Below are 14,225 nucleotides of genomic sequence, written 5' to 3' on the forward strand. Positions count from 1 at the left end.
CTCCTTAATGTAACACGGTTTTTTGTGATGATTGGTAAGGGCGATAATGGGTGTAAAGCACCGCCACGAGAGTTCGAACATATTCCGCCGCTAGTTCTAAGGATTCCGCTAGCTCTTCAGGATCGTCATCTTCTTCATAAGCCAATACAGCAATATTTTGTAGATCATCTAAGGCTTCGCCAATTTCGCCCGTTTCTTTATCCATTTTCGCTTGCACTAAGCCTAAACCGAGCAAAAAGTGGCTTGTCCATTCTGAAAGAGCATCAATTTCGTTAAACAAATCGCCATTTTCGGGCAAGAAAAGTTGAAAGTTGAAGCTATCAATATCTTCTAAACTGTGCTGAATATCGTGATAAAGCGCCGAAACCTCTTTTAACAACGCCGTAGGGTAGGCTTCGCCATTATTGGTAAATTCATTCATAAAAATCGGCCATTTTTGCTCACTCGCGCCACCACAAATTAAGCCCGTGAGAAAACCGTGCAATTCGGCCGCGGTAACAGGAATGGTGGCTTGGCGGAGTTTTTGTTCTAATTCGTCATAAGAGAGAATATCAGACATAATTTTTTCCTTTTGCTTAAGATAGGTGTAGTTTAGCACTGTTAGATTAAGCTAACCACAATCAGGCGGATTTTTATGACGAAAAATATTTGCTATGGCATAATAGAACAGAAATTTGATTGGCAAAAACGCCAGAAAAAATAGCCGCTCTTTTTGTATGAGCCAAATTGATTAAGCGAGGAAGTAATGTCATCTCAAAATAACAGCATTGAATTATCCGTATTAGGGCAAATTTTACGTTTAAATTGTCCCGAAGAGCAGCAAGATGGTTTGCGTCAGGCCGCCCGCGCATTAGATCAACGGGTTTCCGAAATGAAAGAACGGACAGGCATTTTGCAATTAGACAAAGTGCTTTCTATTGTGGCGTTAAATCTCAGTTATGAGCTGATTCAGCAAGAGCAAAAAACACAGATGATTGAAAATGCAGTGAGTACGCAAATTCAGCAGTTGGGTAGTTCATTACAAACGGTTTTAGCTCAAAAATTGAATAATTGATTGCCAGATTGGCGAAAGAATATGATTTTGTGTGGCTGAATCAGAAAATAGACTGGTCAAGCCAGATAAATTGGAGTAGTATAAAACCAGTTTCAAATATACCTGAGATGTTCGTCAGTGGGTTATGTCCCTGAGCCGATAATTACAATCTTATGAATCGGTTTCCTTTTGTTGGTGAGCAGGCTTACCTTGGCGCAAGCCCTGATGTAAGAAGCCTAAAAACGATAATAACTGATTCCCTTGAGCCTTCGGGTTCAAGGACTGCTACCTGCAACGGCATCTTGGGTTCTTCTTTTCTCTATTCATTATGAGTGATTATTTGATTTCTCAACAACGAAAAGCCATTCGCCAACATATCCGCCAATTACGGCAAAATTTAAGCGCACAACAACATTTCCAAGCAGAACACAGCATTACTCAACAAGCCCTTGATTTTATTGAGCAAAGACAAGCCAAACGAATAGCTTTATATCTTTCTTTTGATGGGGAGATTTCAACGCAACAGCTTATTGAACAATTATGGCAGAAAAAAATTGAGGTTTATTTGCCTGTGTTGCACCCTTTCTCAGCGCATCATTTGTTATTTTTGCGTTATCAAGAAAATACAGCATTAGTGAAAAATAAATTTGGGATTTTTGAACCGCAGTTAGATGTGAGAAATGTGTTGCCAGCGGAAAAGTTAGATATTATTTTCACCCCTTTAGTGGCCTTTGATAAGGTGGGTAATCGCCTTGGAATGGGCGGCGGCTTTTACGACCGCACTTTACAAAATTGGCAAAATAAAAATTTTATTCCCGTAGGCTTGGCGCATCAATGCCAGCAAGTTGATATATTACCTGTGGAAAGCTGGGATATTCCATTATTTACCATTCTTTCGGCTTAAATTTTTGGCCTAAAATTCGCAAATAATTAACAAAAAAGAACCGCACTTTTATCTACTCCGTAATACAAGCGTAATTCCAATATATAAGTGAGTAGTGTTTACCATTCCACCTATTATAGTTTAATGAGCGGTGAGAAAAAGTATATTATTTTCCTATTTTTTATAAAAATGCCGTCTAAATATTAGACGGCATAGATACTATTTAGCGATAGATAGCTTGCCACATTGCATCTTGTACGCTTTGTACCCAGTTATCACTTTGTCTTGTTGCCACACCATCTTTTACCGCTTGTTTAGCAACGGCAACCGCAACAGTGGCGGAAGAAGCGCGTAAGTTATCCACTGGTGGAAGAAGTGATGCACCTAAATCTTGTGGGTTCACTTGGCTAGCTACAGCTTCGGCCGCAGCAAGTAACATTCCATCTGTAACCTGTTTTGCCCCAGATACAATTACCCCTAGACCTAATCCTGGGTAGAGTAGTGCATTATTGCCTTGTCCAATATGGAAGTCAGTACCATTATATTGTACAGGATCAACAGGGATTCCCGTTGCAATTAAGGCTTTACCTTGTGACCAAGGCACGGCATCTTGTGGCATTACTTCGATACGTTCTGTTGGGTTAGAGAGCGGTAATAAAATTGGACGTTCCACGCCTGCGCAAAGGGCTTTAACAACTTCTTCAGTAAATGCACCGTGATCTGTTGATGTACCAATTAAAATGGTTGGTTTCACTTGTTTTACCACTTCTAACAAGCCAATTTTGCCATTTTCACGCGCCCAATTAGCTACTTCTGCAGCAGGGCGAGCATATTCCTGTTGGTAATTAGGCAGATTTGGCATATCATCAGTGACTAAGCCATTAATATCAATTAGCCATACGCGTTTTTTCGCTTCTTCGCGTGAAAGTCCGTTACGTTCCATTGCGGCGCTGATTTGATCTGCCATTCCTGTACCAGCCGTACCTGCACCATAAACCACAAGGCGCTGTTCTGCAAAATTCTGCTTTGTTACTTTTAAGCCTGACATCACCGCAGCCATAACTATCGCCCCTGTTCCTTGCATATCATCATTAAAAATACGGTATTTTTCACGATTTTCAACTAAGATACGGCGGGCGTTGGAAGGGCCAAAATCTTCAAAGTGCAATAGAGCGTTAGGGAACATTTCAGAAGCGACTTTGAGATATTCATTAATTAAGTGATCATAGCGTTCACCACGAACACGCGCGTGACGATTACCAATATAAGTTGGATCATTGAGAAGCGCTTCATTATCTGTACCTACATCTAAATTCACCGCAATCACACGGCTTGGATCAATGCCCGCAGCTGCTGTATACACCGCTAGTTTTCCGACAGAAATATCTGTTCCGTTTACGCCCCAGTCACCAATACCAAGAATTTCTTCTGCATCAGAACACACGATGAGATCTACATCATCTGCTCCAAGCCCTAATGTTTCAAAAGAAGCACGAATATCTTCTGGGCGGTTCACATTTAGATAAACAGCACGAGAACGGCGATAATCACGACTCCATTGTTTTATTGCATCACCTACGGTTGGGTCATAAACAATAGGTAACATTTCGGCGAGATGATCGGTAAGAAGACGATAATACAGCACTTCATTACGATTATGTAGTTGGTCAAGGAAAATGTATTTTTCCATTGGTTTTTCATAACGAGAAAGCTGCTCATAAGCACGTTTGGCTTGTTCATCAAGGGTTTCCACAGCCGCAGGTAATCGTCCTGTTAAACCTAACTTATTACGTTCTTCAAGCGTAAAAGCCGTGCCTTTATTGGTTAGGGGATTAGTTAGAATATCAGGGGTATGACTCATTATTAACTCCTTATTTATGAAATAGATTATTTGTTGAGAGGTAAAATCGCTATTTGCTACTGAGTATAGGCGCATAAATAACAATTTCAAGTGGAGTGAATGTTATTTTTTTTTGCAATATATTGATTTTGAAAGGGTTTTTGTATAATTCGGGTTTTTGTTTATTTTGTTTTGTTATTTTTAGTAATGTAATTATTTTCATATGTATTGAAAAAGTAAATGCTCGTTATTTTGCGCATTTATTGTAACTTGGGTGAATTATTGCGTGATAAAAATATTTTGGGATGACCTAAAATAGTTTACAGCTAGAAATATTTGATGATGAGATTAACGCAGATGAAAGTTATTTTGGTTGTACGCTTAAAAGTAAGTAAGCGCACGAAGTTGTGAGTAAATTCGCTATAATCTGGCTTCTCAAGTATAACGGCAAGGCTTATACTATCTTGTACTGAATATGCAATTAGCTAGCTTTATTTCTATTACGATTAAAATTCTGACATAAAGAGATACACTATTAGAGCAATTTGGAGTAAACTTTCATTCTAAGACGTATCAATCTTCTTTTTACATCAAAAAATAATTAAAGGATATCCATATAATGAACTCACCTCGTCTTTTCTCGCTTTCACCATTGGCGATGGCGATTACGCTCGCACTTTTTCCTTACTTAGCACAAGGAAACCAAAACGATGCAGAAAACCGCCAAGACGCCGTGGCTAAATTAGCACATTTACCCGAAGCACAGGCTCAACCACATCAATGGCAAGATACAGATCATAATCATATTAATCAGGATAAACTGACGACTTTACGCGCGATGTTAGTGGATACGGGAGTGGATCTTCATACCTTTGAAAAAGACGAAATTTACCCAGAAAGCATTGTTGCTCACGGTTTCTCTTTCTATGATAGTGTTAGTCATCACATTAGTACTCAACTTAGCCCAGATATGATAGACGATGGTCCAGAAATGCACGGAACAAAAATGGCGCGTGTATTATTAAACACTGCTGGCGGTGGTTCAATTTATCCAGTACAAGGCTTAGTAAGAAAAAGAGGTGAGCTAGTTCCCCATTGGCGAAACCGATTATTAGCAATGGGGGTGGCGAATGAAAGAAGCATTGCGCAAACAGGGCGAGCGGCTCCTGTTGTAGCCAATATTTGGGTAGAAGGTATCTCACAATATGCACAACCTGAATATATTGAAAAAATTGCTCATATTGCAAACCAAGGCTCTTTATTACTCTTTGCAAATGGCAATGAACCACTTGATCCTGCGATTCCTAATGAACCTTATTCCTCTGTCTCAAGAATGCTTGCACCGAATTCTGAGCAACTTGATGAACGTTTAAAAGATAGTGCCATTGCCATTACAGCGATTACGAATGGTAAGCAAAAATATCAGCCCTGTGGAAAAGCGAAAAATTTTTGTTTGGCGGCAAATGCAGATACACCAATCAACTATTTTGATCCGATTCTAAAGCAATGGATTTATGCGGATATTCCTAATGGCACTTCTAGTGCAACCGCTTATGCGAGTGGCGTTGCGCTTGCTATTGCACAAAAATACGATTGGTTTAAAGCAAAAGATATTCGTAACACTCTCTTTACCACGGCAAATGATAAAGGTGATGCGGGCATAGATGCCGTTTATGGTGTGGGTGAAATCAATAAACAAAAAGCGTTAAATGGCTATGGACGTTTTGATGCCCAAAATAATAATGTGCTTGATGTAAATGGTATCGCAGAACGCTATTATTTTGACAATGATATTGAGGGCGATAGCGGCTTCACAAAACGCGGTGATAAAGAACTTGTTCTTAATGGTAATAATCGTTTTCAGGGAAAAGGGGTAATAGAACAAGGAAAACTCACCATTAACGGAACAAATACTGCGCAATTTGAAGTTAAACAAGGAGCAACACTCGCAACGGGAACAAGCCCAAATAAAATCTCTACGGGAAGCCTTTATAACAGCGGGCGTCTTGAAGTTATCAATCCTTCACCATTATATATTGAGGGGGATTTTACCAATACGGAAACAGGCGAGATCAATACTGCAATAGGCTCAAGCATCAATGTGAGTGGACGGGCAATTCTAAATGGTGTAATGCGAGTCAGCCAAATTGCTCAAGGCTATGTTCCTCAAGCGGGGCGGAGAGAAGTGCTGCTACGAGCAAATGAATTGGTCGATGATGGCATTCGTTTACACTTGGATTCTGCATTAATTCACATTGCTGATACCATCGCCTTTGATCAAAATAAAAAACAAATCTATGTTGGATTACAACGTAAAAATATTAGCGAGGCACTTGATGATTTGACCCATACGATCACACCACCATCTCCGCCGACGGATACAGTTATAACAAATAAAGAAAAAACGGATACAACAGTTTCCGCTCATTCAGAAAGTGCGGTAATAAATTTAGCAGATTTACCTGAAGCAGAAAAAAACTATTTTCCGAATTGGACAGATACAGATCGTTATCCAACAACCTCATCCTCTCATAAACCAGCTATCGCAATGTTAGTTGATACGGGAGTGGATGCTCGTACCTTCAAAGAAGGGGAACTTTATCCTGAAAGCGTTGCGGCTAAACCAAATCAAACACCGAGTTTTGAAGTACAACATTACTTTAAGCCAGATGTGAATGATCATAGCTTCCATGGTTCAAAAATGGGACGTATTTTGCTTAATACCGCAGGAACGGGTCAATTATACATCACTCAGGGAGTACGGGCTCCTAATAGTTCTTGGCGTTCAATCTTATCTGCTAGTTATGCAGCAAACCAACGTTTACAACAACAAACTCAAAAAGCAGCTCCAGTTATTGGAAATATTTGGAAAGATTTTATAGAAATACAAAATTATCAAGAGTACATCAATCAAGTACAAAATATAAAAGAACAAGGTTCTTTACAGCTTTTCGCAACAGGTAACGAAAGCAGTGAATATCACAGTGAAGCCGGTACTCAACCAGGGCGTACAATCATCGCGCTTATTGATAATAATACTGGAGATTTACTGACCTCACTTAAAGATACAATTATTGCGGTAACAGGTGTGAAGAGCAATGGACAAAAAGTATTTCGTCCTTGTGGAAAAGCTAAAAACTTCTGTATAACATCTAATGTGGATACGCAAATTAGTTATTTTAATCCTGATAAAGGATATCGTGAAATTAGTCGTCCTGGTGGTACTTCTAGTGCGACGGCATATGCCAGTGGAGTAGCCCTTGCAGTAAAACAAAAATATGATTGGTTTGAAGCTAAAGATATACGCAACACACTGTTTACAACAGCTATTGATAAAGGTACCCCAGGTATTGATGAAACTTGGGGTGTTGGCGTAATTAATAAATCTCAAGCATTAATGGGATATGGGCGCTTTGATTCCCAAAATGATAACCGACTCACTGTCAATGGTATTGCAGAACGTTATTATTTTAATAATGATATTGAGGGTGATGGCGGTTTTACGAAATTAGGTGAAAAAGAACTCGTTTTCAATGGTAATAATAGCTTTAAGGGTGATGGGATCATTGAACAGGGTAAACTAACTCTAAACGGCTCGAATCAAGCCAATTTTATCGTAAAACAAGGAGGAACACTCGCATCTGGAACATTAGTTAAGCTTTCATCAAAAGATCAAAAAGCTCAACCGATAACATCTGGTAGTGTAAACAATTTTGGAATAATAGAATCACTTAATCAAACAGATTGGAATATCAATGGTAATTTAATTAATAACGCGACTGGCATAATTAATAAAGCAATTGGTTCAACCATTAATGTGAGCGGTATAGCAAACCTTGGAGGCATAATGAATGTCGATCAAATTGCTCCATACTATGTACCACAAAACGGCCGACGTGAAGTATTATTGCGCGCCAATGGGTTAGTTAATAATGGTATTCAACTTAATTTAAATCCTGCTTTAATTGATGTGGCAAACACAATTGTTTTCGATGAGAATAAAAAAGAGATTTATGTAGGATTACAGCGTAAAAGCGTTCAGCAAGCCTTAGAAGATCAAGATACCTCAAATGGGCATTCACCAGAAACACCTGTAGTTAACGATAAAGTCACTCCTCCAACGGAAGAAACGGCTTCTACTGTTGAAACAGATAATACAACTGAATCTGCATCAACTGAACATTCAGAGGAAACATCGACAACCGAAGAAACAACTGTTCCAGCAACCACTGAAACAGCTTCTACTGTTGAAACGGACAATGCAACTGAATCTGCATCAACTGAACATTCAGAGGAAACATCGACAACCGAGGAAACAAGCATTCCAGCAACGACTGAAACAGCTTCTACTGTTGAAACGGACAATGCAACTGAATCTGAATCAACTGAACATTCAGAGAAAACATCGACAACCGAAGAAACAACTGTTCCAGCAACGACTGAAACAGCTTCTACTGTTGAAACGGACAATGCAACTGAATCTGAATCAACTGAACATTCAGAGGAAACATCGACAACCGAAGAAACAACTGTTCCAGCAACCACTGAAACGGCTTCTACTGTTAAAACGGACAATGCAACTGAATCCGCATCAACTGGACATTCAGAGGAGGAAACATCGACAACTGAAGAAACAATTGTTCCACCAACTACTGAAACGGCTTCTACTGTTGAAACGGACAATGCAACTGAATCTGAATCCAACGGACATTCAGAGGAAGCATCAACAACCGAAGAAACAACTGTTCCAGCAACCACTGAAACAGCTTCTACTGTTGAAACTGACAATACAACTGAATCCGAATCAAATGGTCATTCAGAGGAAACATCGACAACCGAAGAAACAACTGTTCCAGCAACCACTGAAACAGCTTCTACTGTTCAAACGGACAATCCACCTGAATCTGAATCCAACGGACATTCAGAGGAAACCTCTACAACCGAGGAAACAACTGTTCCAGCAACGACTGAAACAGCTTCTACTGTTGAAACGGACAATGCAACTGAATCCGAATCAAATGGTCATTCAGAGGAAACATCGATAACTGAAGAAATAACCGTTCCACCAACCACTGAAACGGCTTCTACCGTTGAAACAGCTAATCCAACTGAATCCGAATCAAATGGACATTCAGAGGAAGCATCCTCGATAAATAAAAAGAATAAAGCGCAGAGAGCTTATTTAGGTGCAATGGAAGATGCAAGATTACTCGATCGTGTTTTAGAAAAACTCGATCAAGGCTATGCTTCACAGCAATTAAATACACAGCAAAAACAATGGGCAAACCGTTTATTCAATATAGATAGAACACATTTTACTGAATATTTATTCAGTCAAGGGATTCAATCATTAATACATCAGCAGCAAAGCTGGGTTAACCACGAGGCCTTTCAGCGTTTAAATTGGATTGCATCATTTTCACAAAAAAATCATACCGCACTTTGGATTAGTGGTGAAAATCGATCTGCCTCGCCTGAGGTTAGCCATATTAATACGACTGATCACTTTAATAGTGTGGCAATTAATGGTCTTCTTGTGGAAGGCAAACACCGATTCAGTTTCAGCATTAGTGAGCAGCGGCAGAAATATGAAGAGCATTACAAAGAGGTTGAAAAATCGTTTAATGAACGTGATGTTGCATTCCGTCTAGGCTATGGATATGAATTTATACCAAACTGGACGCTCTTAACAAGTTTTAACTACGGTGTAGGAAAATTAAAATATCAACAACAATTTAATACACAGAACACCCATTCACAAGGTAATACTCAATCTTATGCTTCAACCCTTGGCATTCATTGGTCACAACCTATTAATGCCCAATGGATATGGCATAATATCGCTAATATTGATTACACACATAAACAATTAACACATTTAATGTTAAATGATGATGTGAAAATTAATCGCTTAGTCACAGAGCAGACAAATATTGGTGTTATTTCAGAGCTAGAATACAAACTGAAAAACCTTACTTTATTCGGTCGCTTAGCTTTACAAAAAAACTTACATAATAAAAATCGTGGTCGCGTAAGCTATGCCACAACCTCAGTGGATATTGAGCAGTCTTATCGTCTCTATCCTGATTGGAAACCACAATTTGGCATTGGGATGGGCTATCAATATCATAATTGGCGTTTTTCTTTATCTGGAGATATGGCTAAAGACCATTATCATCGAGTTAATGTTTCTGTCGGTTATTCTTTTTAGATAGCATATTTGCATAAAGCACGGTTTATCGTGCTTTATGCTTTTTTCCGTTTACTCTACTTCTCATTATAAAACTCACTTTTTAAGAATACGTTTGCAACATAAGGATTATTGTATTCGCGATATTTTGAGGACATTAAGTGCGGTAAGATTTTGATAAATTTTTTGCTAGAAGACAAAAATAAACCTCGCATTTAGCGAGGTTTATTTATTGCGAGAAATTATTTCGCGGCTTTCAATTTTTGGTAATATTCTTCATAGTACTGAACGGCATCACCAACATCATCTTGCCAATAACTGTTTTGTAATACTTCAGCGGTTGGATAGATTGCAGGGTCTTTAGTAATTTCATCAGGAAGTAATTTTAATGCTTCAACATTTGATGTTGGGTAGCCAATTTCTTCGGTTAATTTTGCAGCGGTTTTTGCACCTAACATATAGTTGATAAGTTTATGCGCACCATCTGGGTTTTTCGCAGTTGCTGGAATAGCAAGGGTATCAACCCAAAGCACAGGGCCTTCTTTCGGGAATACCATATCTAAAGGCGCATTTTCTTTTTTCGCAATACGCACAGAACCATTCCATAATTGACCCACGTTCACTTCACCTGAGATGAATGAGTTAGCTGGGTTGTCAGAGTTGAAAGAAAGTACGTTTGGACGTAATTTTAATAACTCTTCGTAAGCTTGTTTAATTACTTCAGGATCTTGTGTATTTGGATCTTGACCTAGTTTTAACAATGCGATATTGAAAACTTCGCGTGCGTCATCAAGAAGTTGTACTTTACCCACAAATTCTGGTTTCCATAAATCGCCCCAAGAGGTGAAGTCAGAACCTTTGTAATCATTGGTGTTATAGGCAATGCCCGGCGCACCTAATAATTGTGGTAAAGAATATTTGTTGCCTTTATCGTAAGGTTTGTCTAACCAATCTGGGTTTAATTCTTTGATAACAGGTAATTTGCTGTGATCTAATGGCATTAACATACCTTCACGCGCCATTTTTGACACAAAGTAGTTTGAAGGTGCGATAACATCGTAACCGCCAGCTTCACCTTGTGTTTTTAATTTAGCGTACATTGTTTCGTTAGATTCAAGGCTTGAAACAATGACTTTGATGCCAGTTTCTTTGGTAAATTCGTCTAATAAACCATCTGGAACATATTCTGTCCAAGTGTAAAGATATACGGTATCGTTAGCTGGTGCTTTAGCGTCCGCATTCTTTGTTTCTTTATCATTACAAGCTGTTAAAGTCACTGCGATCATTCCGGCTGTGAAAAGACCTGCAAATTTTTTCATTTCTATCATTCTCCTGTTAAGAGGGTTAGGGGCATATTTTGTTTTGGCAAAATATGAATAAAAAAACGCCTTGACAGCGTCAAGGCGTATTCTATTTTGTCTATGCTTATTTGTGAAGTATTATTTTCCCATTTGGGCTATTTATCTTTTTTCGCCACAACTTGGCTTAATACCACTAAAGCAAGGGAGAAAATAATCATAATGGTGGCAAGGGCGTTCACTTCTGGCGTTACCCCTGTTTTCACCAATGAGAAAATTTTCAGTGGTAAGATTTCGTAGCTTACGCCGCTCACAAAAGAAGATACCACCACATCATCAAGGGAAATGGTGAAGCTCAATAACCAGCCTGAAACAATAGCAGGAAGTGCCAGTGGCAAAATAATTTTACGCAAAATGGTTACTTCACTTGCACCTAAATCTTTCGCCGCTTCAAGCATTTTGGCGTCAAATCCTTTCAAGCGAGAGAATACGCTCACCACCACATAAGGCAGACAGAAAGTGATATGCGCTAAAAGCAATGACCAAAATCCGAGTGAGATACCTACGATCATAAATAATGCAAGCAAAGACACCGCCATTACAATATCCGGCGACATCATTACGATAAACAACATTCCGCTCACCGCCTGTTTACCGCGGAAACGATAGCGATATAAAGCGATCGCCGTTAAGCCCCCCAAAATCGTGGAAAAAGTGGCCGCAAAAAAGGCGATAGTTACAGAGTGGAATGCGGCTTGGATTAAGGTATCGTTGTTAAATAAACGCTCATACCAATTCCAGCTAAAGCCTTTCCAGCTTAATCCGTAACGATCCGCATTAAACGAATTGGTCACCAAAATGATAATTGGGATATACAAATAAGCGTACACCACCAACATAAAAACATTACGCAGTAAACGACTCATTATTCCAACTCCATTTTCTTATTCATTAATTTGCTTGCTTTGTAATAAACAAAGATGAGTAATGCCATTAAAATGGTCAAGCCGATACTAATTGCAGAACCAAATGGCCAGTTACGCGAAATTAAGAATTCACTCTTAATCACATTACCCACAAGCAAGACTTTCGCACCGCCGAGCAAGTCAGCTACATAGAACATTCCCATTGCCGGCAATAACACTAATAAACAGCCTGCAATAATGCCCGGCATTGTGAGTGGAATAATCACTTTCACAAAGCGTTGGAAACTGTTTGCACCCAAATCTTTCGCTGCTTCTAACAAGCGGTAATCCAATTTTTCGATGGCTGCATACAATGGCAAAATCATAAATGGCAATAATAGATAGACTAAACCAATAATCACCGCCGCTTCCGTATTAAGAATACGAATTGGCTCATTAATAATGCCAAGGGTAAGTAAGGTGCTGTTTAAAATCCCTTTTACACCAAGGAAAATTTTCATTCCGTAAATACGAATTAATGAGTTCGTCCAGAATGGCAATACTACTAAAAAGAGTAAAATAGGGCGATATTTTTCCTTAATTTTGCTAATCATAAAGGCAAAAGGGTAGCCAATGATTAAACAAATAATAGTCGCAATGCCCGACATATAAAGAGAATTCCACACCACTTGCGCATAAAGCGGTTCAAATAAACGCGTGTAGTTCTCAATGGTAAATGGCAAGGCATAAAAATCACTGCTATCACGGGTTAAAAAACTCACCGCAAGCACCAATAAGTTTGGCGCAAGCACAAAGAAAATTAACCACGCAAAAATGGTGGTAATGGTGATTTTTTGAAATCCAGAATTAGCTGTCTTCATCGTCTAACACAACCTCCCAGCCTTCGTGCCAAGTTAGGGCAACTTTTTGTCCTACGGAGTGATCAATGTGCGGATCATCTTCATTGAAGAATTCGCTAACTAACACTTTCATATTGTTATGATCAAGAATAATGCTAGATTCCAAGGTCATACCTTTATAGTTACGATCAGAAACGTGTCCAATAATCGCTTTGGATTGCTCATTTTCGTCTAATTCTTCAATCACAATATCTTCAGGGCGTAAAAGCACTTTCAAATGCTGATCAGGTTGAACTGGTAAATCAGTATAGATCTCACAAATACGGCCTTCCACGTTGGCTTTAACGGTTTTTTCACTCACACGTTCGATCACTTTGGCATCAAACACATTGATTTCACCGATAAAGCGTGCCACAAATAAATTCTTAGGTTCTTCGTAAATTTCGCGTGGCGTACCATCTTGTTCAATATTGCCTTTATTCATCACGATAATACGATCAGACATTGTTAAGGCTTCTTCTTGATCGTGGGTAACGAAAATAAAGGTAATGCCTAACTGACGTTGCAAGGCTTTCAGCTCATTTTGCATTTCTTTACGCAATTTATAATCCAATGCGGAAAGGGATTCGTCTAATAACAACACTTTAGGCTTATTTACCACCGCTCTTGCAATAGCGATACGCTGTTGTTGCCCGCCTGAAAGCTGGGTCGGCTTACGCTCTGCCATTTCTTCCAAACGAACCATACGCAAGGCTTCCATTACACGGGGTCTAATCTCCGCATTTGGCACTTTCTGCATACGCAAACCGAAAGCCACGTTTTCAAAAATCGTCATATGCGGGAACAGGGCATAACTTTGGAATACCGTATTCACAAAACGGCGTTCTGCTGGCACATCAGTAATATCCTGACCGTCCAAAATAATCTTACCGCCGTTAGGATCTTCTAATCCTGCAATCAAGCGTAACACTGTGGTTTTACCACAGCCTGATGGCCCTAAAATTGTCAAAAATTCGCCATTGTTAATGGTAAGATTTAAACCATTAATAATCGTTTTGTCGCCATAAGATTTGGTTAAAGAACGAAGCTCAATAATCGGCTTGGTTTGAACTGAATTTTCCACTAGCTTTGGTTTTCTCCCTAACAAGTTGGTTGAATAATTAATCGATAAAAATAGATGCTAATGATATAGCGATCGCCCTGTAATTAAAAGTAA

9 protein-coding genes and 1 other RNA gene are annotated in these 14,225 nt (G+C 39.1%); 4 read left to right on the forward strand and 6 right to left on the reverse strand.

Annotated elements, in window-relative coordinates; translation table 11 throughout:
- Nucleotides 1–4: 4 nt before the first annotated feature.
- Nucleotides 5–550 carry a UPF0149 family protein gene (locus tag L5B76_RS00425; RefSeq protein WP_265755495.1) on the reverse strand — a complete coding sequence of 182 codons (546 nt, stop codon included), beginning with the start codon at nt 548–550 and terminating at the stop codon, nt 5–7.
- 195 nt (nt 551–745) lie between these two features.
- Here L5B76_RS00425 and L5B76_RS00430 point away from each other — a divergent pair, with 195 nt between their 5' ends.
- The 3 genes from L5B76_RS00430 to L5B76_RS00440 all read left to right on the forward strand — a co-directional run bounded on the left by L5B76_RS00430 (nt 746) and on the right by L5B76_RS00440 (nt 1,937).
- Entirely contained in the window at nt 746–1,054 is a 309-nt protein-coding gene (locus tag L5B76_RS00430; protein ID WP_194750636.1) for a cell division protein ZapA, read from the forward strand.
- A 96-nt stretch (nt 1,055–1,150) separates the two neighbouring features.
- Nucleotides 1,151–1,346: non-coding RNA, 6S RNA (gene ssrS / locus L5B76_RS00435), on the forward strand.
- Between the two features lie 15 nt (nt 1,347–1,361).
- Nucleotides 1,362–1,937, forward strand: coding sequence for a 5-formyltetrahydrofolate cyclo-ligase (locus L5B76_RS00440; protein ID WP_442780762.1), 576 nt, complete (start codon nt 1,362–1,364; stop codon nt 1,935–1,937).
- A 202-nt stretch (nt 1,938–2,139) separates the two neighbouring features.
- On the opposite strand, the gene L5B76_RS00445 is transcribed toward L5B76_RS00440, so the two are convergent.
- The gene (locus tag L5B76_RS00445) at nt 2,140–3,777 is read right to left on the reverse strand and encodes an NAD-dependent malic enzyme (RefSeq protein WP_265753822.1); all 1,638 of its coding nucleotides are present in this window, start codon (nt 3,775–3,777) and stop codon (nt 2,140–2,142) included.
- A 598-nt stretch (nt 3,778–4,375) separates the two neighbouring features.
- On the opposite strand from L5B76_RS00445, the gene L5B76_RS00450 reads away from it, so the two are divergent.
- On the forward strand, nt 4,376–9,967 hold the full coding sequence (locus L5B76_RS00450) for a S8 family serine peptidase (protein WP_265753823.1): 5,592 nt from the start codon (nt 4,376–4,378) through the stop codon (nt 9,965–9,967).
- A 221-nt stretch (nt 9,968–10,188) separates the two neighbouring features.
- Here the strand turns inward: L5B76_RS00450 and L5B76_RS00455 are convergent, their stop codons facing one another.
- From L5B76_RS00455 to potA, 4 genes are all read right to left on the reverse strand, one after another.
- Complete coding sequence (locus tag L5B76_RS00455; RefSeq protein WP_017805791.1) at nt 10,189–11,265, reverse strand: extracellular solute-binding protein; 1,077 nt, start codon at nt 11,263–11,265, stop codon at nt 10,189–10,191.
- A gap of 137 nt (nt 11,266–11,402) precedes the next feature.
- Complete coding sequence (gene potC, locus L5B76_RS00460; protein ID WP_103852687.1) at nt 11,403–12,170, reverse strand: spermidine/putrescine ABC transporter permease PotC; 768 nt, start codon at nt 12,168–12,170, stop codon at nt 11,403–11,405.
- Nucleotides 12,170–13,030 (reverse strand): spermidine/putrescine ABC transporter permease PotB, encoded by an 861-nt coding sequence (gene potB / locus L5B76_RS00465; RefSeq protein WP_103855555.1) that lies wholly within the window; start codon nt 13,028–13,030, stop codon nt 12,170–12,172. The genes potC and potB overlap by 1 nt, the downstream gene beginning before the upstream one ends.
- The gene (gene potA / locus L5B76_RS00470; RefSeq protein ID WP_265753824.1) at nt 13,017–14,132 is read right to left on the reverse strand and encodes a spermidine/putrescine ABC transporter ATP-binding protein PotA; all 1,116 of its coding nucleotides are present in this window, start codon (nt 14,130–14,132) and stop codon (nt 13,017–13,019) included. The genes potB and potA overlap by 14 nt, the downstream gene beginning before the upstream one ends.
- Nucleotides 14,133–14,225: the final 93 nt, after the last annotated feature.

Source organism: Avibacterium sp. 21-594 (genome assembly GCF_026226815.1).
Taxonomy (GTDB): domain Bacteria; phylum Pseudomonadota; class Gammaproteobacteria; order Enterobacterales; family Pasteurellaceae; genus Avibacterium; species Avibacterium avium.

Excerpts from the sequence above, each read along its gene's own strand:
- L5B76_RS00430 (WP_194750636.1), top strand. The coding sequence starts at position 746 with ATGTCATCTCAAAATAACAGCATTGAATTATCCGTATTAGGGCAAATT.
- L5B76_RS00440 (WP_442780762.1), top strand. The coding sequence starts at position 1,362 with ATGAGTGATTATTTGATTTCTCAACAACGAAAAGCCATTCGCCAACAT.
- L5B76_RS00445 (WP_265753822.1), bottom strand. The coding sequence starts at position 3,777 with ATGAGTCATACCCCTGATATTCTAACTAATCCCCTAACCAATAAAGGC.
- L5B76_RS00450 (WP_265753823.1), top strand. The coding sequence starts at position 4,376 with ATGAACTCACCTCGTCTTTTCTCGCTTTCACCATTGGCGATGGCGATT.
- L5B76_RS00455 (WP_017805791.1), bottom strand. The coding sequence starts at position 11,265 with ATGAAAAAATTTGCAGGTCTTTTCACAGCCGGAATGATCGCAGTGACT.
- potC (WP_103852687.1), bottom strand. The coding sequence starts at position 12,170 with ATGAGTCGTTTACTGCGTAATGTTTTTATGTTGGTGGTGTACGCTTAT.
- potB (WP_103855555.1), bottom strand. The coding sequence starts at position 13,030 with ATGAAGACAGCTAATTCTGGATTTCAAAAAATCACCATTACCACCATT.